The organism is Thermohalobacter berrensis, from assembly GCF_003609645.1.
Classification (GTDB): domain Bacteria; phylum Bacillota; class Clostridia; order Tissierellales; family Thermohalobacteraceae; genus Thermohalobacter; species Thermohalobacter berrensis.
On the sequence record NZ_MCIB01000012.1, the window covers coordinates 60562 to 79325 of the forward strand.

Annotated in this window: 18 protein-coding genes, 1 pseudogene and 1 riboswitch; of the genes and pseudogenes, 13 read left to right on the forward strand and 6 right to left on the reverse strand. The window is 30.9% G+C overall.

Features of this window, described 5'->3' with window-relative positions:
- The first annotated feature begins 38 nt into the window (after positions 1 to 38).
- The 6 genes and pseudogenes from BET03_RS06960 (at position 39) to hepT (ending at position 6272) form a co-directional block, all read left to right on the forward strand.
- Positions 39 to 1124 (forward strand): Fic family protein, encoded by a 1086-nt coding sequence (locus tag BET03_RS06960; RefSeq protein WP_120168710.1) that lies wholly within the window; start codon positions 39 to 41, stop codon positions 1122 to 1124.
- Positions 1125 to 1332: 208 nt separating this feature from the next.
- A pseudogene (locus tag BET03_RS06965) lies at positions 1333 to 1509 on the forward strand (SelT/SelW/SelH family protein); the annotation flags it as partial.
- 372 nt (positions 1510 to 1881) lie between these two features.
- Positions 1882 to 4317, forward strand: coding sequence for a glycogen/starch/alpha-glucan phosphorylase (locus tag BET03_RS06970; RefSeq protein ID WP_120168715.1), 2436 nt, complete (start codon positions 1882 to 1884; stop codon positions 4315 to 4317).
- Positions 4318 to 4455: 138 nt separating this feature from the next.
- Complete coding sequence (locus BET03_RS06975; RefSeq protein WP_120168717.1) at positions 4456 to 5433, forward strand: type I phosphomannose isomerase catalytic subunit; 978 nt, start codon at positions 4456 to 4458, stop codon at positions 5431 to 5433.
- 28 nt (positions 5434 to 5461) lie between these two features.
- Positions 5462 to 5866: a type VII toxin-antitoxin system MntA family adenylyltransferase antitoxin gene (mntA, locus tag BET03_RS06980; protein ID WP_120168719.1), complete on the forward strand. Its 405-nt coding sequence runs from the start codon at positions 5462 to 5464 to the stop codon at positions 5864 to 5866.
- Positions 5856 to 6272, forward strand: a complete 417-nt coding sequence (gene hepT / locus BET03_RS06985; protein WP_120168721.1) for a type VII toxin-antitoxin system HepT family RNase toxin — start codon at positions 5856 to 5858, stop codon at positions 6270 to 6272. The genes mntA and hepT overlap by 11 nt, the downstream gene beginning before the upstream one ends.
- A gap of 178 nt (positions 6273 to 6450) precedes the next feature.
- On the opposite strand, the gene BET03_RS06990 is transcribed toward hepT, so the two are convergent.
- Complete coding sequence (locus BET03_RS06990) at positions 6451 to 6831, reverse strand: helix-turn-helix domain-containing protein (protein WP_120168723.1); 381 nt, start codon at positions 6829 to 6831, stop codon at positions 6451 to 6453.
- 112 nt (positions 6832 to 6943) lie between these two features.
- On the opposite strand from BET03_RS06990, the gene BET03_RS06995 reads away from it, so the two are divergent.
- Together BET03_RS06995 and BET03_RS13630 are read left to right on the forward strand one after the other, a co-directional pair.
- Complete coding sequence (locus tag BET03_RS06995; protein WP_120168725.1) at positions 6944 to 7147, forward strand: hypothetical protein; 204 nt, start codon at positions 6944 to 6946, stop codon at positions 7145 to 7147.
- A gap of 105 nt (positions 7148 to 7252) precedes the next feature.
- On the forward strand, positions 7253 to 7393 hold the full coding sequence (locus BET03_RS13630) for a hypothetical protein (protein WP_183108767.1): 141 nt from the start codon (positions 7253 to 7255) through the stop codon (positions 7391 to 7393).
- Between the two features lie 57 nt (positions 7394 to 7450).
- Here BET03_RS13630 and thiE read toward each other — a convergent pair whose 3' ends face one another.
- The 5 genes from thiE to BET03_RS07020 form a co-directional block, all read right to left on the reverse strand.
- A complete protein-coding gene (gene thiE / locus BET03_RS07000) occupies positions 7451 to 8086 on the reverse strand; it encodes a thiamine phosphate synthase (protein WP_120168727.1) in 636 nt (211 codons plus the stop codon).
- A complete protein-coding gene (gene thiD / locus BET03_RS07005; protein WP_120168729.1) occupies positions 8079 to 8885 on the reverse strand; it encodes a bifunctional hydroxymethylpyrimidine kinase/phosphomethylpyrimidine kinase in 807 nt (268 codons plus the stop codon). The genes thiE and thiD overlap by 8 nt, the downstream gene beginning before the upstream one ends.
- A 101-nt stretch (positions 8886 to 8986) precedes the next feature.
- A riboswitch (TPP riboswitch) is annotated at positions 8987 to 9098 on the reverse strand.
- Between the two features lie 40 nt (positions 9099 to 9138).
- Entirely contained in the window at positions 9139 to 9909 is a 771-nt protein-coding gene (locus tag BET03_RS07010) for an acyl-CoA dehydratase activase (RefSeq protein ID WP_120168731.1), read from the reverse strand.
- Positions 9910 to 9920: 11 nt separating this feature from the next.
- The gene (locus tag BET03_RS07015) at positions 9921 to 10172 is read right to left on the reverse strand and encodes a putative Se/S carrier protein (RefSeq protein WP_120168733.1); all 252 of its coding nucleotides are present in this window, start codon (positions 10170 to 10172) and stop codon (positions 9921 to 9923) included.
- On the reverse strand, positions 10162 to 11457 hold the full coding sequence (locus tag BET03_RS07020; RefSeq protein WP_120168735.1) for a double-cubane-cluster-containing anaerobic reductase: 1296 nt from the start codon (positions 11455 to 11457) through the stop codon (positions 10162 to 10164). Before BET03_RS07020 ends, BET03_RS07015 begins: the two co-directional genes overlap by 11 nt.
- 369 nt (positions 11458 to 11826) lie before the next feature.
- Between BET03_RS07020 and BET03_RS07025 the strand changes: the two genes are divergently transcribed.
- The 5 genes from BET03_RS07025 to BET03_RS07045 all read left to right on the forward strand — a co-directional run bounded on the left by BET03_RS07025 (position 11827) and on the right by BET03_RS07045 (position 18129).
- The gene (locus BET03_RS07025; RefSeq protein WP_120168737.1) at positions 11827 to 14544 is read left to right on the forward strand and encodes a sigma-54-dependent transcriptional regulator; all 2718 of its coding nucleotides are present in this window, start codon (positions 11827 to 11829) and stop codon (positions 14542 to 14544) included.
- A gap of 279 nt (positions 14545 to 14823) precedes the next feature.
- Entirely contained in the window at positions 14824 to 15132 is a 309-nt protein-coding gene (locus tag BET03_RS07030) for a PTS sugar transporter subunit IIB (protein ID WP_120168739.1), read from the forward strand.
- A 2-nt stretch (positions 15133 to 15134) separates the two neighbouring features.
- The gene (locus BET03_RS07035) at positions 15135 to 16418 is read left to right on the forward strand and encodes a PTS sugar transporter subunit IIC (RefSeq protein WP_120168741.1); all 1284 of its coding nucleotides are present in this window, start codon (positions 15135 to 15137) and stop codon (positions 16416 to 16418) included.
- A gap of 12 nt (positions 16419 to 16430) precedes the next feature.
- A complete protein-coding gene (locus tag BET03_RS07040; protein ID WP_120168743.1) occupies positions 16431 to 16769 on the forward strand; it encodes a PTS lactose/cellobiose transporter subunit IIA in 339 nt (112 codons plus the stop codon).
- Positions 16770 to 16794: 25 nt separating this feature from the next.
- The gene (locus BET03_RS07045; RefSeq protein WP_120168745.1) at positions 16795 to 18129 is read left to right on the forward strand and encodes a 6-phospho-beta-glucosidase; all 1335 of its coding nucleotides are present in this window, start codon (positions 16795 to 16797) and stop codon (positions 18127 to 18129) included.
- Positions 18130 to 18764: the final 635 nt, after the last annotated feature.

Consider the following 18764-nt stretch of genomic DNA (forward strand, 5'->3'; position numbering starts at 1 on the left):
GATTGAAAATTAAGTTTTAATAAGGATGGGATAATAATATGAAACCTTTTAAGCCATTAAAATTACCTTTGGAGGGAAAAATTGATCAACTGAAGTTTGTAAATGAATTAGTAGAGGCTAGTACAAATGTAGGTAAATATCAAATAATGCTTAGAAACTCTAAGATAAATTCTGACTTTCTCATAAATCCATTAATACTACAAGAAGCTGTTCAATCAACTAAAATTGAAGGGACACAAGTTACTCTTGATGAAGTTCTTGAATCAGAAATAGATGAAAAGGAAAGAAATGAGGATACACAAGAGGTACTAAATTATTATGAGGCTCTTAAATATGGAGAAAGGGCTTTGAAGTTTTTACCTATTTCAACAAGATTATTCAAAGATTTGCATAAAATACTTTTTAGTGGTGAAGTTAGAGGCTCAAGTAGACAGCCAGGAGAATATAGAAAAATTCAAAGCTTTATTGGCCCAGAAGGTTGTACTATAGAAACTGCTTCTTTTGTGCCACCAGAACCCCAATTAGTAGATGAGTATATGTCAAATTTAGAAATGTATATAAATGAACCAGAAGATGATTTAAACCACCTAGTGAGAATTGCCATAATACATGCACAATTTGAAACAATTCATCCTTTTTTAGATGGTAACGGTAGGATTGGTCGTATTCTTATACCTTTATATTTATATAATTATAAAGTGATAGATAGTCCTAATTTTTTTATAAGTGAGACTTTAGAGAAGGACAAACATAAATATTATAAGCTATTAAATGATACCAGATTTAATGAAAGATGGAATGAGTGGATAAAGTTTTTCCTACAAAGTGTAAATAAGCAAGCAAAAGGGAATATAAAACTGATTGAGGACATTAATAATTTATATGAAAGAGACTTGGAAGTAGCAATGAAATTAGTAAAGAGCAATAATATAGTAAAAATAATAAATGCAATGTATCAAAAACCTATATTTAATGTTAAGACTATGGTTAATATAACCGGTATAAGTGATACTACTTGTAGAAGGTATTTGGATGAATTGGAAAGAAACAATATTATTTTCTCAGATAATAAGTTTAGAAATAGAAAGTATTACTATTATAATCTTTTAGATTTATTAAGATAATTGAAAAAGGAATCGAGTCTTTATTTAAGGAACGCTGAACCGGGTTCGTTGTTCCAGGAACGCTGAACCGGGTTCGTTGTTCCAGAGCTTTTTTCTTGATTATTTTTTCCTATAATGGGTAATTATATATAGAAACATTTTATAAAATTTAGGAGGGATCTATATGAAATTTAGAATTGAATATTGTACTAGCTGAGGCTACAGACCTAAGGCCTTGGAATTGGCCGAATATATTTTAAAGAAATACAAAAATGATGTTAAGTCCTTTGAGCTTGTACCATCTTCAGGTGGAGTTTTTGAAGTGACCTACAACGACAATTTGATTTACTCTAAAAAAGAAACTGGTAGATTTCCAGAAATCCAAGAAATAGAAAACTTATTGTAAATAGGGTTTTAACTGTTGCTGATGGATTCGTAATCCATCAGCTTTTTTTATAACTGTTGAGGGATTACGAATCCCTCAACAACAAACCTAACCACTATCCACTAACCACCAAAAACTGTATTTGTAGTAACGGACCACAAAGCATCACTTCTAAGGTAAAGTAACGGACATCCTAGTTTATCTTCTTTGGTCAAAGAAACGGTCCTCCTAAAATTATCTTCTTCGGCTATACCAACAAAAAGTTTACAGCATCAAAAATAGGGTAGTTTATTTATAAGCCTTATGCACAGCAAAACTATATAAAAGGGGGAAATCTGTTGACTTAACAAAGGCTGTGTAGCTTAATTAAAATAAGTCAATAGATTATTAAGGATGAAATATAATAAAGAAGATTTTAAAAAGAGGTTATTACAAAAGCTTAAGTCTGAAAGGGGAGTTACCATAGAAGAAGCCTCATTATTAGATATATACTATGCCCTTGGAGATTTAATAAGGGACCTTATTTCCGACAGTTGGGTTGAAACCAATAGAAGATACATTGAAGAAGAAGAAAAACAGGTATACTATTTTTCAATGGAATTTCTGATGGGAAAGCTCCTTATAAGCAACCTAATTAACCTTGGAATTAAGGATTTATGTGAGGAATGTCTTGATGATTTTGGTATAAGCTTAGAAGATGTTGAAGGAGTTGAAAAGGACCAAGGATTAGGAAATGGAGGGCTAGGAAGACTTGCAGCATGCTTTATGGATTCAATGGCATCAATAGGTGTTCCTGGCCATGGATGTGGAATAAGATATAATTACGGGCTTTTTGAACAGAGGATAATAGATGGCTATCAGGTAGAGTTTCCAGACAAATGGCTTCAATATGATAATGTTTGGGAACTTAGGAAGGAAAATAAGGCTGTAGAAGTAAAATTTGGTGGAGACGTAAGGGTTGAAGGGGAAAATGGAAAATTAAAATTTATACATGAAAATTATGAATCAGTATTAGCTGTTCCCTACGATACACCTATTATAGGATATGAAAATAAACAGGTAAACACCTTAAGATTGTGGAGTGCAGAGGCGTTAAAGGAATTTGACTTTGCTAATTTTAGTAAAGGGGATTATTCAAAGGCCTTTGAGTATAAAAATACTGTAGAAGCCATAACCCATGTACTTTATCCTAATGACGCCTTTGAAGCAGGGAAAATATTAAGGCTTAAGCAGGAATACTTTTTAGTTTCTGCAGGAATACAGAGCATATTGAGGACATTTAAGCATCTAAATAAGCCTGTAGAATACTTAGATGATTATGTAGCTATACACATAAATGATACACATCCAGCTTTAGCAATACCTGAACTTATGAGGATACTCATGGATGAAGAGGGGCTAGGCTGGGATGAAGCATGGAGGGTTACAACAAACACTATATCCTATACAAATCATACTATAATGTCAGAAGCCATGGAAAAGTGGGATGTAAATATTTTCAAGAAGCTTCTTCCACGTATATACATGATAGTAGATGAAATAAATGAAAGATTTTGTAAAGAGCTTTGGAACACTAAATACTATGGAGATTTTCAAAAGATAAGTGAAATGGCTATTATAGCCCATAATCAAATTAGAATGGCCCACCTTGCAATCGTTGGAAGCCATAGTGTAAATGGTGTGGCAAAGCTTCATACAGAAATACTTAAAAAGCAGGAACTAAAGGATTTCTTCGATTATTATCCATATAAATTTAATAACAAAACAAATGGTATTACTCATAGAAGATGGTTTATAAAGGCAAATCCTAAATTGACTAATTTAATAACTGAAAAAATAGGTGATAGTTGGATTAAGTCACCAACAAATATAAGGGAAATTTTAAGGTATAAGGATGATCCAGCATTTCAGGAAGAGGTATATAAAATAAAGCAGGAAAACAAGGTAAGATTGGCAGATATGATAAAGAATGATTATGGAATAGATGTAGACCCAAATAGTATATTTGATGTACATGCTAAAAGAATACATGAATATAAAAGGCAGCTATTGGTTGTCCTATATATAATGCACTTATATAATAGGCTAAGGAAAAATCCTAACTTGGACATCCATCCTAGAACATTTATTTTTGCAGGAAAGGCCGCACCTGCATATTATACTGCTAAAAAGATTATAAAGCTTATAAATACTGTAGCAGAAAAAATAAATAATGATAAAAGGATTAAAGATAAATTAAAGGTTGTCTTTTTAGAAAACTATGGAGTATCACTGGCAGAAAAATTAATACCTGCTGCTAATGTAAGTGAACAGGTATCTACTACGACTAAGGAAGCATCGGGGACTGGAAATATGAAATTTATGATGAATGGAGCAATTACTGTAGCTACCCTAGATGGGGCAAATATAGACATAAGGAATGCTGTTAGTGATAATAATATTGTAATATTTGGGCTAAAAGAAAAGGAAGTTATAGAGCTATACAGAAGTGGGACATACAATTCTTGTGAAATATATAAGAATGATAAGAGAATAAAGACTATATTAGACCAAATAAATGGAAAATTTTTAAATGTAAAGGATGGAGAATTTTCCATAATAATAGATTCATTATTAAAACATAATGACCAATTCTTTGTACTAAAGGATTTCGATTCATATGTTAAGGCACAACAAAAGGTTGACAAACTATATAAAGACCAGAATAGATGGAGAGAAATGTCTATAATTAATATAGGTTGTTCAGGGATATTTTCAAGTGATAGAACTATACATGAATATGTTACCGGTATATGGGGAGCAAATATATATCATGGCTATTATGAATAGAATGAAACGCGAACTTAGTTCGCGTTTTTCTTTTGGGAAAAATTACAAAAGCTATGGTATAATTAAAAAGAAAATTACGTAAAAAAGAAAAAAACAACCTATTCATAGAAGATTTAATATAGTAGAGGAGGAAATTTAATGTATCCACTTAAATTTGAAAATATATATGTAAAAAAGGTATGGGGAGGAAGGGATCTAGAGTTATTTAGGGATAACCTTCCGGAAGGAAATATAGGAGAGAGTTGGGATGTTGCTTGTCATCCTAATGGAACAAGTGTTGTTAAAAATGGAGAATATAAGGGAATGAAGCTTGGTGAACTTATAAAGCAGGAAGGGGAAAAAATAATTGGGACTAAGATTTCCACAGATTGGTTTCCACTTTTAGTTAAACTTATAAACGCAAAGGACAAGCTTTCTCTTCAGGTTCATCCAGATGATGATTATGCTAAAAGAGTTGAAGGAGAGATGGGGAAAACAGAAGTATGGTATGTTGTAGAGGCCTTTGAAGGTGCAAACCTTGTAGTTGGAACAAAGGATTGTACTAAGGAAGAGTTTAAAAGGGCTATTGAAAATGAAGAATTGGATAAATATACAAATAGAATTCCTGTTAAAAAAGGGGATGTCTATTTTGTAAAAAGTGGACTTGTCCATGCTATTGGAGAAGGTGTTATTATAGCAGAAATACAGCAAAATAGTGATACTACATATAGGGTATATGATTATGGAAGGGGTAGAGAATTACATATTGATAAAGCATTAGATGTAATTGATTTAAACCTTGAAGGAAAAAAAGCAGAAGGGATTACTGTTAAAAAAGAAGGTTACACTAAGATCTATTATTGCCTATGTAAAGACTTTTCTTTAGAACTATATGATGTTGAAGAAGGCTTTAATGAAGAGAGTGACATAGAAAGGTTTTACATATTTACTTGTGTAGATGGAAATGGTGAGATTATATATAATAATGGTAATGAGAAAATAGAAAAGGGAGATAGTATTCTTATTCCCGCAAGTCTAGGTAAATATGAATTTAAAGGTAAAATGAAGTTACTAAAAAGCTATGTTCCTGATATTAAAAAGGTTGAAGAGGAAATAATAGCTAATGTGAAATATTAAAATTTACATTTATTTAGGGGGCTTTATCATGCTATCTGATAAGAGTTTAGAGAAAATAAAAAGGGTTTTTTCAGATTTTGACGATGTCAAGGCTGTATACCTATTTGGGTCATATGCGGATAATAAGGAGAATAGATTTAGTGATATTGATTTAGGAATACTACTTAAAGATAAATATGACAAAAAGATTAAGTTAGATATATTATCAGAAATGGCAGAGATAGGTTTTTGTAAAGTTGATTTAGTTATTCTTAATGAAGCCCCAATTTTAATGAAATATGAAATAGTAAAGCATAATAAATTAATATATAAAAAGGATAATTTTGATTCAAATTCTTATTTTTCATCTGTAATTCGTAGATATTTAGATTTTAACCCCTTCCTAGAAGTACAAAATAAGTATTTTAAGGAGAGACTATTAAATGGTAAATAGAAATGTAATTATAAGAAGGATACAAAAAGCCCAAGAATACTTGGATTTCTTAAAACAAATTAAAAATGAATATAATTTGAAGGAGTTTAAAAGTGATCCTAAAGTTTATGGGAGTTCTGAGAGGTTTTTACATTTGGCGATTGAGGCTTTAATGGATATTGGAAACCATATAATTGCAGATGAGAATTTAGGAAAGGTTGAATACTATAGTGATATACCTAAAATTTTATATGAGAATAAGTATATTGGTGAAGAGTTAAGAGATGTGTTTATAAAAATAATAGGATTTAGAAATATATTAGTTCATGACTATATTGATATAAATTTAGACTTAGTATTTGAAGTTATTGATAAAAACTTGACTGATATTGAAGAAATTATAAAAGAATATGGCAAACTAATTTAAAATAAAATGCGAGCTAAGTTCGCATTTTATTTTTTTCTATATTTTCAAAAATTTTGTTATAATTAAGAAGGAATTTCGATAAAAATGTAGAAAATTTGTAACAAATATGGTAATATATTTTTTGAACTCCACGCAACAAGTTTTAACATTAAAGAGTCTAGAGAATACGATTGCATATCTAACTATTAATTTCATCTTTAAATATCCTAATAACTTGAGTAATTCTCTGTATTGTATTCACTGATAATGTATCTACTTCGTAAAACAAGTTTTCTAAAGCAGTTTTTTTATCTACATCATAAGAAGAAGCACTTTCTCTAGTTCTAGTATCATCTATGTACATGTAATTGCTTCTAATATTACTAGCACCTAATAAATAATCTATAGAAACATTAAAAAATTTAGCTAACTTTTTAATTAACTCTTCATCATTAGGAAATCTGACACCTTTTTCGTAATTACTTATAGACTGTCTACTTATATTGAGAATTTTAGCTAGATCTTCTTGACGTAAACCTTTTTCTTCTCTTAATAATTTTAATCTTGAAGAAAATTTCATCTAATCACCTCTTATTTAATATTAGCATAGTAGCTATATTTATGCCGTCTATGCTACAAAAAGAGGATTGTCATATCATATAGTATACATGTGTTATATTGGAGGTTGAGAAATGGAATATTTGAGAGAATTAGTAGAAAGAGATTTAAAGGCTAGGTATGGAAAGGAGATAAATGTAACAGAGAAACAAATAAAAGAAGCTGTTGATGTAATAGGAAGGGATGTAGTGTATAATTATTTAATTTTAGGTCAGGATGTGTCATTTAAGACCTTTTTTAGGAATCTAGAGATATATATTCGAATAATTAGTGATTAAAGTAATAGATACTAGGGGGATGTTATTATGGAATTTAGTAATATGATTAATGAGAAGTTAAATTTGATAATCAGTAAATTAAATGATCTAAGGAAAGAATAAAAAGTGATTTGTAGAGAGTTTAGAAAATTAGAACAAGCACAAGAAAAGATAAAGAAACAATTGGAAGGATTAAATCAATGTGATAATAGAACTGTTAGAAAGTCAAAAAGTGAATTAGAGGATTATTTCATTGATTGTTGGTAGTAAAACTGAAACGCGAACCCGGTTCGCGTTTCAGTTTTGGGAAACTTTTACAGTTTACTATCTACCTTTTATAACCTTATCCTTAAGTATCCTACTTGCATTATAAATATCATCCTTACCTAAAATAGCCGATACAACTGCAACACCATCAACATTAGCATCTATAACTTTACTTACATTCTCTTCATTTATACCACCTATAGCTACAACTGGAATATTTACTGTTTTCTTGATTTTAGCTAATTCTTCAATTGTAATCCTAACGGGATTATCTTTAGTAGTTGTGGGAAAAACTGAGCCTACTCCCAGATAATCAGCCCCTTTACTTTCACCATCTTTTGCTCTTTTTAGATTACAGGCTGTATAGCCTAATATTTTATCTGGTCCTAGGAGTTTTCTTGCAACTTCAACGGGTAGGTCATTATTTCCAATATGAAGTCCATCTGCATCAACTGCCAGGGCAATATCAAGCCTATCGTTTATTATAAGTGGAATATTATACTTTTTAGTTATTTCTCTTACCTTTACTGATGTTTCATAAAACTCCTTTGAAGTTAAATTTTTCTCCCTTAATTGAATAAGAGTTACTCCACCTTTAATTGCTGATTCAATACTTTTAAAGAAATCCTTACCTCTAAGAACTTTCCTATCTGTAACTAAATATAGGCTATAATCAATTTTCTTTTTATTCATTAATTACCCCTGACCTTTTATAAAGGGTATAAAAGTGATGGGTAGGGCCTACTCCTTTACCTATATCTAAAGAGTTTTCTATTGCTGTGGTAATGTATTCCTTAGATAGCTTTACTGCTTCATGGATAGAGTAACCATTGGCAAGATTTGAGGCTATTGCTGATGAAAGGGTACACCCTGTACCATGGGTGTTTTTGGTATTTATTTTTTTAGTTGTTAAGGTTTCAATATTATTACCATCGAATAATAAATCGGTTGCATTTTCCTCTAGATGTCCACCCTTTACAAGTACATATTTCGGGCCCATATTCTTAATTAAATAAGCTGCCTTTTCCATATCTTTAAGGGAGTTAATCTTTATTCCAGTTATTACTTCAGCCTCATGTATATTTGGTGTAACTATTGTTGCAAGGGGTAAAAGCTTATTTATTAAAGCCTCCTTTGCCTCAGGTTTAAGAAGGTGATAACCACTTTTTGATACCATTACAGGGTCTAAGACTACATTATCAGGTTTATATTTTTTTAGTCCTTCAGCAATAGTCTTTATTGTTTCAATTTTAGATACCATTCCTATTTTTACTGCATGAACCCTAATATCCTCAAATATTGATTCAATTTGTTTGGCTATTAATTCAGGTGATATATCCTCAACTGCAAATACTCCTTGAGTATTTTGAGCTGTTACTGCAGTAATTACACTCATTCCAAATACTCCATGGGCTGAAAATGTTTTTAGGTCGGCTTGAATACCAGCTCCGCCACTGCTGTCTGAGCCTGCAATAGTTAATACATTTTTCATCTTAAAACCTCCTTAAGATATGACATGGTACTAGAAGGGCCTAATATGGAGAAGAAAATAAAAAAGCATAAACCAGAGTAAGGTTTATGCTTATACTTAGCCTATTAATATAAGTACTTCCCTACGCTGGTATTACCCAGGTCAGGTTCAAGGGTCAAAGACTTCATAGGGTCTTAATCTCAGCTGGCCTCTCCAGCTCCCCTAGTACCATGGTATTTTATTTTGTTGTTACTATTATGATAGCATATAATGTTTATTTGTCAATCATGTTCCAGCCTATAACTGCTGCCCCTAATGCACCAATAATTTGTGTATCATTAGGGGTATATATGTTTTTCTTAATTTTAGATTCAATATATTTTTTAAGTATGTTACTTTTTGCAACTCCACCTGTAAAAGCAATATCACCTTTAATACTTGTTTTACTAAGTAGAGTTACGGCTCTATTTGCTATAGATTGTATGATTCCTGCAGCTATAGATTCTTTGGATGCACCATTTGCCAATAAGCTTACAATTTCTGATTCAGCAAAAACTGTACACATACTCGAAATCTGTTTAGGTGCTGTACCTTCAGCAAGCTTATCTAAATCATTAACATCACCTTCAAGAAGGTTTGCCATAACCTGAAGAAATCTTCCTGTTCCTGCAGCACATTTATCATTCATGAAGAATTCTCTTACATTACCATATTCATCAAGGCTTATTACTTTACTGTCTTGGCCACCTATATCTAAAATTGTACGGATATTATTATTAATAAAATAAGCACCCTTTGCGTGGCAGGTTATTTCTGTTACAGTTTTATCTGCAAAGACCATAGAAACCCTTCCATAGCCAGTTCCTACAACCTTTTTCACTTTATTTTTATCAACATTATTATCTTCTAAAAGGAGAGTATATACTTGTTTACTTGCATTTTTTGGGCTCCATCCAGTTGGGATAATAACTTTTTTTATTATATTGCCATTAAAGAGAACACCTTTAGTAGCTACAGAGCCGGTATCTATGCCTATTGTGTACAAAACTGTACCTCCTATACAAAGAATTTTTTTGTTTTCTTTTCAAGTGTATATATTCCCTCAATTTTTATGTTAGGGTTTTTTATTAATAATTCTTCAACCTTTTCTTTATCATTAGGATTTATTTTTATAGAAATACCGCAACATTTGCTTAATTGTCTAGGTGTTGGAACAATGGTATATTTTATCTTTTTTTCCTTTAATAATTTTTCAAGGGACAATCCATCTGTATGTGAGGGAAAGAGTATATACGTGTTATTTTGCATAAGCAGACTTTCTCTCCTTTAACATTTCAAAAAATGCCTCTAACCTTGTCTTTATTTGACCAGAATCCTGTAGAGAATAGTCACTTTCTATCATCATAACAGGTATTCCCTCTTTATCTAGGGCTTCTTTTACTTTTTTATACTCTACAGAATATGTATGACAGAATGAAAGGGTATTATATATTACACCATCAGCATTATACTCTTTATATAACCTAATAATATCATCTATTCTTCCTTCATTTGGAGTAAAGCATGCACAGTTTATATTTAAATATCTATCTGTTAATGCATCTATTTGTTCATCTAAAGTTTTGTTATTTTCTTTAACAGTGTTTTCAAAATATCTAGTTCCAGTACAAGTTTCTTCACATACTACTGAACCACCACTTGTTTCGATTAAATGATGGATTTTCCAGTTAGGTATTGCCATTGGAGTACCTGTAACTAATATCCTTGGTGTATTTTCAGGGAATACCCCTACACCTTTTTCTATTCTTCTTTCTAATTCATCACATAATTCTTCTGTTTTTTGTATAAACCTTTCTAGGTCATCATAGAAGGCTATTTGTGTAATTAGCAGGGCATCTTTACCACTTATAGGTAGTTTATCAGCCTTTCTTGTATTATATAATCTTTGAAGAACTCGTCTTTTTCTGTTTATAAGTTTTATTGCATTATTTAGTCTTTCTTCTGTTATCTTGTTTCCAGTAAGCTCTTCTACTTTGTCCATAAATAGCTTTATTTCATCTTTCCAATGTTTTTTATCATTTTCTCTTTTCATTTGAGGTAGGTCCATAACATGTATAGGTGTATAGTCATTTAATATTTCCCAAGCTTTTTTCTTACCATCACATGTTGTTTCCCCAACAAGCATATCAGCTGATTGGAAATATGGACAGGTTCCACTTATTTTAGCACCAACTGAAGCTTTAATTAATGGACATATATTTCTAGGTAGAACCTTTTCTCCATCAGGAACCCAGAAGTCTGAACCACCACATAGTCCAACTCCTATAGCATCTGCAGAAAATATTATTTCATCAGGGACAAATACACAGAAGGTTCCTAATACCTTACCACCATTTTGCTTATGATCATCTAATTCTTTAATTCTTAATCCATGTACTTCTGAAATTACAAAGTTATAGTAATTCATACCCTCTGGACGGTTTTTTTGAGATAAATATACATCTTCATAAAACTCAGGTAGTACTTCACATAACTTATCATGCTTTTCTAAATCCATATCTAATGATTTCCATAATTCTCTGTAGTCAGCCATAATAATTCCTCCTTATCAAATAGTTCAACTTGATTATAATATATAAATTGGTTAATTTTTACTATTATAGATAAAAACTATATTAGATTTTGTTGTTATTCAGAACTTTTATAGTTTATTTGCAAAATTAAAAAAATTCATAATCAAAATAAACGGACCAATAACTACAATTTACTATTTATAATTGGAAAAGATTAAAAACTAAAAATAGAAAAAATAAAAAACGTAGAGCACATTTCAATGTGCGTTGCCAGGTTGAGGGATTACGAATCCCTCAACAACGGAAAAGATAAGGGAAACTAAAACTTGTTTTATTTAAATTTATGATAAAATATAGACAAACAGTTGTATTAGGGGGTTGGGTTTGTAATGAAAAAAGTAGATGAAGTATATAAAGGACTAATAGATATATTTAATAAAGCAAATAATGAGGGAGTTACTGCTATACAGTTAAGTGATCATTTAAATTTACATAGATCCAGTATAAGTAGATATCTTAATCAGCTTTATAAAGAAGGAAAAGTAGAAAAAATACAAGGAAGGCCAGTATTATATAAACCGAAAGAGGAAAGGACTAATGTAGGAGATAATCAGAATAAAGTTAATATATTTCAAAAAGTTATAGGTTCAAATGAAAGTCTAAATATTCCTATACAGCAAGCTAAAGCAGCAATTCTTTATCCTCCAAATGGACTTCACACCCTTATATTAGGGGAAACTGGTGTAGGAAAAACTATGTTTGCTGAATTAATGTATGATTTTGCTAAGGAGTCGGAAGTAATATATAAGGATGCCCCCTTTGTATCTTTTAATTGTGCTGATTACGCTGATAATCCTCAGCTTCTTTTGGGACAACTCTTTGGAGTGAAAAAAGGTGCCTATACTGGTGCAGATAAGGATAAAGATGGACTTCTTAAAAAGGCAGATGGCGGAATATTATTTCTAGATGAGGTTCATAGACTTCCACCAGTAGGGCAAGAAATGTTATTTACTTACATAGACAAAGGTTTTTTTAGAAGACTTGGAGATACTGAAAATGTAATTTACTCAAAGGTCTTAATAATATCAGCTACTACTGAAAATCCACAATCTTACCTTTTAAAAACCTTTACTAGAAGAATTCCTATGATTATAAATTTACCATCACTTGAAGAGAGAAGTCTAAAGGAAAGACTTCAGCTTATTGAGGAATTTTTTAAAGAAGAGTCGAAACGGATAGGAATGAGTATATATGTTGATAAAAAATGCTTAATATCTTTATTATTATATGACTGTCCTAATAATATAGGTCAACTAAAGGGAGATATAAAACTGGCATGTGCTAAAGCTTTTTTAAATTATAAATCCCAAAATAGAGATTATATACTTGTAACATGTAAGGATTTACCTCAATATGCTAAAAAGGGAATTATGAAGATAAAGGATTCAAGAAAAGAGGTAGAATCAATACTAGGTTCTAAAGGGGAGATTTTAAGGTTTTTCTATAATGAAGAGGAAAATAAAATTAGTTCCCATGATCATTATAATAAAGATAATTTTTATGATGTTATAGAAAATAAAGTAAATACCCTTAAAAATATAGGAATACAAGAACATGAAATAAGTGAAATAGTAAATATAAATATAGAAAATTACTTTAAAAAGTATATGGGAGATATAACTAATAAATTAAGAAGAGATGAAATCTCAAAAATAGTAGATGGAGAAATTTTAAATATTGTTGAGGAAATTCTAGAAAAAGCACAGAAAAAGTTAAATAAAGAATATAACGAAAAAATATATTATAGTTTAGCTCTACATTTAAACTCTACTGTTCAGAGAATTAAGGAAGGGCATAAAATATTTAATCCTAAATTAAATTTTATTAGATTAAATTATTCTGACGAGTTTTTAGTTTCAATGGAATTAGCCAAAATTATAGAATCTAAATTAGATATAGAACTTCCCTTAGATGAAATAGGATATATAACCATGTTTTTAGCTGCTGACAAGTATGATGAAGAAAATCTTACTAAGGATGATAGAGTAGGTGTGTTAGTTATTATGCATGGGAACTCTACAGCTTCTAGCATGGTAGAAGTTGCTAATAGATTGGTTGGAGAGGAACATGCAAAGGCCTTAGATATGCCATTAAATGCTTCACCTGAAGAATTATATAATAGTGCAAAAGAAAAAGTTATAGAAATAGATAATGGAAAAGGTGTCTTATTAATGGTAGACATGGGGTCATTAACAAACTTTGGTGATATGTTATATGAAGATACTGGTGTAAAGGTTATAACTATAGAAATGGTAAGTACTCTTTTGGTAATAGAGGCATGTAGAAAGGCTGTAATGGGGAGAAGTTTAAAGGAAATTTATAATTCATGTATAAACACAAATCCATATTTAAGGAAAAAATCAAGTAGAGTAAAAGATGTATGTGTTGAGAAAAAGAATGTAATAGTAACTGCATGTTTTACAGGAGAGGGAGCTGCTGAAAGGCTTAAAAATATATTAAAGGAGAAATTAAATATTGAAGAAGATGTCAAAATTATTCCTCTTACTCTTTTAGATAGGAAGGAATTTCTTGAAAGATTAGAACATTTGAAAAAAGATAATGAAATATTATCAATAGTAGGAACAATAGATATTGACATTCCAGATATTCCATTTATATCTGCCCACGAAATCATAGCAGGTAATGGCATAGAAAGATTAAGGGAAATAATAGACAATGAAATTATTTATGAGAAAATCGGGAAATCTTTAGGATGTCATTTAGAAAATATAGATTCTAGTATAGCAGTTTCACATATAAGAAAAATATTAACTGATATTCAGAATGATTTAAGTATTGTTTTATCAAGGGATGTTTTAATTGGTATAATACTACATATGTGTTTTATGCTTGAAAAAATAAAGGAAGGAAAAGCTCAAATAGTCTATAAAAACAAAGAAGAGTTATTTAAGAAATACAGTAGGGAATACAATATTGTAGAAAGACATATAAAAAGTTTAGAAAATATATTTAATGTAGAAATTATTACTGATGAAATCTGTTATATTGTAAGGACAATTATAGAGAATAGTGTAAAATTTAATTAAAGAGTGTAAAGTGTGCAAAAAGATTTTTTGAGTTAAATAGTGTGCGAATATTTTGCACACTATTTTTATTTATTATTAAATTCTTTACTTAAGTAAAATACACAATTACAGGTATGCTAAAAAAATTTTTCTAAAATTGAAAAGTTGGCACGAAATTTGAATTATATATTTAGTGAAAACAGTTACACATAGGAGGTGTAGTTTTACATAAGAAAATGTTTTCAAAATTTTAAAGTCTATTAATCTAAAAATTGTCTAAAAAATAAAGGAGGTTTTAATATGAAAATATTATTATGTTGTGCAGCAGGAATGTCTACTAGTCTAATAGTTGAAAAAATGAAAAAGGCTGCTGAAACTAGAAATATGGATGTGACTATTGAAGCTGTTTCTGTAGATGAAATTGAAAACGTTATACAGGATTATGATGTTGTCCTATTAGGACCACAAGTAAAATATAAGAAAAATCAGCTACAAAAGTTAGGGGACAAACATGGCAAAAAAGTAGATGTAATAAATCCTGTAGACTATGGGTTAGTAAAGGGAGACAAAATATTAGATTTTGCAATTAAACTTAGGGAGGATGAATAAAAATGAACAAATTTTTTAATTGGTTGGAAGAAAAATTTGTGCCTATTATGGCTAAGTTTGGAAACCAAAGACACATATTAGCAATTAGAGATGGTTTTATTTCTGCAATGCCTTTAATGATAGTAGGAAGTTTTCTATTGATACTTGCGTTTCCACCCTTTAAAGAGGGGACTAACTTTTTCTTAGCTAAGGCTTGGATGAATTTTGCTAGCAAGTATTTTGATAACTTAATGATGCCTTTTAATATGACAATGGGTATTATGACTATTTTTATATCTATTGGAATAGGTTACAGTTTAGCTAAATCTTATGGTTTAGATGCATTATCTGGAGGAATGCTTTCATTAATGTCTTTCTTACTTGTAGCAGCTCAAATGAAGGATGGAGGATTACCAACAGCTTTCTTAGGAGGAACAGGTATCTTTACTGCAATATTAACATCAATCTTTTCAATTGAAATATTGAGATTTTTAAAGAAGAAAAATTGGACAATAAAATTACCTGAAGGGGTACCTCCAAGGATAGCGGTTTCTTTTGAAGCATTAATACCTGTATTTATGTGTGTTATTATTTTCTATCCACTAAGTATATTAGTTAAAACAACAACTGGAATGTCAATACCTGCAGCAATAATGAAACTATTTGAACCTTTATTAATTGCTTCTGATAGTCTAGGTGCAGTAATAATTGCAGCATTATTATGTCACTTGTTATGGTTTGCAGGAATCCACGGAGCAAGTATAGTATCTGGAATTATGCAGACTTTCTGGTTAACTAATCTTGCAGCAAATCAAGAGGCATTAAGGATGGGAGAGGCTTTGCCTAAGATCTTTATGGAACCATTCTGGGCATTTTATATCGTAATAGGAGGTTCTGGTGCAACATTAGCCCTTACCATGCTTTACTTAAAGAGTAAATCATCACATTTAAAATCTATAGGTAAGGTGGCAATATTACCTGCTCTTTTCAATATTAATGAACCTGTAATATTTGGTACACCAATAGTAATGAATCCCGTATTCTTTATACCATTTGTTTTAGCCCCAATTGTAAACGGTACTATTGCATATATAGTACTAAAATTAGGCCTAGTTTCTAGAATTGTAGCATTACCACCATGGACAACACCAGCACCTATTGGTGCAATGTGGGCTGCAGGATGGGATATAAAGGCGGCTATATTAGTTTTAGTCCTAGCAGTGGTATCTGGAATGATATATTATCCATTTGTAAAAATTCATGAAAATAGAACAGAGCAGGATCAAGAGGATAAGGTAGCAGCTTAAGGAGGGATATCAATGGATATACAAAGTATAGCAATGCAGATAATAGTCAATGCAGGGGATGCAAAAAGTTCAGCTTTTAAAGCTTTAAAATATGCTAAAGAAGGCGAATTTCATAAAGCAGAAAAGAGTTTAAAAAACTGCAAAGAAAAGATTTTATCAGCTCATAAAATTCAAACTGATATGCTTCAAAAAGAAGCAGGTGGAGACAATGTTGAGGTTAATCTATTAATGGTTCATGCCCAAGACCATTTGATGAACTCAATACTTGCTAAAGACTTAATTGAGGAAATGGTAAGCCTTTACAGTAGGCTAAATAATAATGAAGAAAATAGTAAGGCAGAAACAGCATAAAAAATTTAAAAGGGGTGTGAAAATAGTGACAAAGAAAGGACTTAAAATTGCAACAATTGGTGGTGGCTCTAGTTATACTCCTGAGATAATTGAAGGATTTATAAATAGACACCATGAACTACCAGTAAAGGAAATTTGGCTGGTAGATATTGAAGAAGGTAGAGAAAAACTTGAAATAGTAGGGAATTTAGCAAAGAGAATGGTTGAAAAGGCTGGAGTAGATTGTGAAATTAAATTAACTTTAGATAGAAGAGAGGCATTAAAAGACGCAGATTTTGTTACTACTCAATTTAGGGTAGGACTTTTAGATGCTAGGATTAGAGATGAAAAAATACCTCTAAGATATAATTGTATAGGACAAGAAACTACAGGGGCAGGAGGATTTGCTAAGGCATTAAGAACAATACCTGTAATATTAGATATATGTAAAGATATGGAGGAACTTTGCCCAGATGCATGGCTTGTAAACTTTACAAATCCTTCTGGAATAATTACTGAAACTGTACTTAAGCATACTAATATAAAGGTTGTTGGATTATGTAATGTACCAATTCTAATGCATATGATAGCCGCTCAAGTTTTAGAAGCTGATAAAGATGATGTATTAGTTCATTTTGCAGGATTAAACCATTTAGTATGGGGTAGAAAGATATATTATAAAGGAAAAGATGTAACAAGAAAGGTAGTTGAAAAATTAGCTGATGGAGTTAACTTTACTGCTAAAAATATACCAGATATGGGATGGGTAAAAGAACACCTTCTAGACTTAAATATGTTACCATGTCCATATCATAGATATTTCTACCTGACAGATAAAATGCTAAAGGAAGAAATTGAGGCAGCAAAAACTGAAGGAACAAGGGGAGAAGTTGTTAAAAAGGTAGAAGCTGAGTTATTCGAATTATATAAGGATCCAAATCTTGCTGAGAAACCTAAGCAGCTTGAACAAAGAGGAGGACAATATTATTCAGATGCTGCATGTGAGCTAATAAATGCAATATATAATGATAAAAGAATCATAATGCCAGTAAATGTTCAAAATAATGGTGCTATATCAGATTTACCAGAAGATGTAGCAGTAGAAACTAGTTGTGTAATAACTAAACATGGACCTATGCCTTTAAATACAGGACATGTAGAAACTAAAATTAGAGGTTTAATGCAAGTAGTTAAAGCATATGAAGAAATGACTGTAGAGGCAGCTGTAACTGGTGACTATAATAGAGCTTTACAGGCACTAACAATGAATCCATTAGTTACTGATTCAGAGATAGCTAAGAAGATGTTAGATGATATTATAAGAGAGAATATAGAGTATTTACCACAATTTAAAAAATACTATGAGGAAAATTTAAAATAGTACGTGAAAAATAACGCTTCTTCTAATATTAGAAGAAGCGTTATTTTTATTTTTGTAAATGAGGGGAAATTAATTGACAATATGATAAATACAATTGAGAATGGAAAATTGAGAATTGAGAATTAAAAGAAAATAATAGTTATTAGTGGTTAGTGGTTAGGGAATACAATTGAGAATTGATAATGGACAATTGAGAATTAGAAATACAATTGAGAATTGTAAACAAAACATGTTGAGGGACGTGGGCGTCCCTCAACAACAACGGTCCTCATAAAACAAGTAAAACGGGGGACAGATCTATAGTTGAACGAAGTGAAACTAAGACCTGTTCCCAAGTTGCACGAGGTAAATGAAGATAATGCAATTGAGAATATATTTGTTAGTAGTTAGTAGCCTGTAGTTAGTAAAATACAGTTGCTAGCTTTTGGTTCCTAGTCCTTAGCTTAAACGTTGTTGAGGGATTACGAATCCCTCAACAACAAACCCAACCACTACCCACTAACCACCAAAAACTGCATTTAAAAAGCAATTGAGAATTGATAATGGACAATTGACAATTAGAAAATAAGAAACGGACGTCGGAGAATTTTCTTCTTTGGTCAGGTAACGGACATCAGAGCTTTACTCCCTAGGAT

Excerpts from the sequence above, each read along its gene's own strand:
- BET03_RS07035 (WP_120168741.1), top strand. The coding sequence starts at position 15,135 with ATGAACAAATTTTTTAATTGGTTGGAAGAAAAATTTGTGCCTATTATG.
- BET03_RS07025 (WP_120168737.1), top strand. The coding sequence starts at position 11,827 with ATGAAAAAAGTAGATGAAGTATATAAAGGACTAATAGATATATTTAAT.
- BET03_RS06990 (WP_120168723.1), bottom strand. The coding sequence starts at position 6,831 with ATGAAATTTTCTTCAAGATTAAAATTATTAAGAGAAGAAAAAGGTTTA.
- hepT (WP_120168721.1), top strand. The coding sequence starts at position 5,856 with ATGGTAAATAGAAATGTAATTATAAGAAGGATACAAAAAGCCCAAGAA.
- BET03_RS06970 (WP_120168715.1), top strand. The coding sequence starts at position 1,882 with ATGAAATATAATAAAGAAGATTTTAAAAAGAGGTTATTACAAAAGCTT.
- mntA (WP_120168719.1), top strand. The coding sequence starts at position 5,462 with ATGCTATCTGATAAGAGTTTAGAGAAAATAAAAAGGGTTTTTTCAGAT.
- BET03_RS07020 (WP_120168735.1), bottom strand. The coding sequence starts at position 11,457 with ATGGCTGACTACAGAGAATTATGGAAATCATTAGATATGGATTTAGAA.
- thiD (WP_120168729.1), bottom strand. The coding sequence starts at position 8,885 with ATGAAAAATGTATTAACTATTGCAGGCTCAGACAGCAGTGGCGGAGCT.
- BET03_RS06995 (WP_120168725.1), top strand. The coding sequence starts at position 6,944 with ATGGAATATTTGAGAGAATTAGTAGAAAGAGATTTAAAGGCTAGGTAT.
- BET03_RS06975 (WP_120168717.1), top strand. The coding sequence starts at position 4,456 with ATGTATCCACTTAAATTTGAAAATATATATGTAAAAAAGGTATGGGGA.
- BET03_RS07015 (WP_120168733.1), bottom strand. The coding sequence starts at position 10,172 with ATGCAAAATAACACGTATATACTCTTTCCCTCACATACAGATGGATTG.
- BET03_RS07040 (WP_120168743.1), top strand. The coding sequence starts at position 16,431 with ATGGATATACAAAGTATAGCAATGCAGATAATAGTCAATGCAGGGGAT.
- BET03_RS06960 (WP_120168710.1), top strand. The coding sequence starts at position 39 with ATGAAACCTTTTAAGCCATTAAAATTACCTTTGGAGGGAAAAATTGAT.
- thiE (WP_120168727.1), bottom strand. The coding sequence starts at position 8,086 with ATGAATAAAAAGAAAATTGATTATAGCCTATATTTAGTTACAGATAGG.
- BET03_RS07030 (WP_120168739.1), top strand. The coding sequence starts at position 14,824 with ATGAAAATATTATTATGTTGTGCAGCAGGAATGTCTACTAGTCTAATA.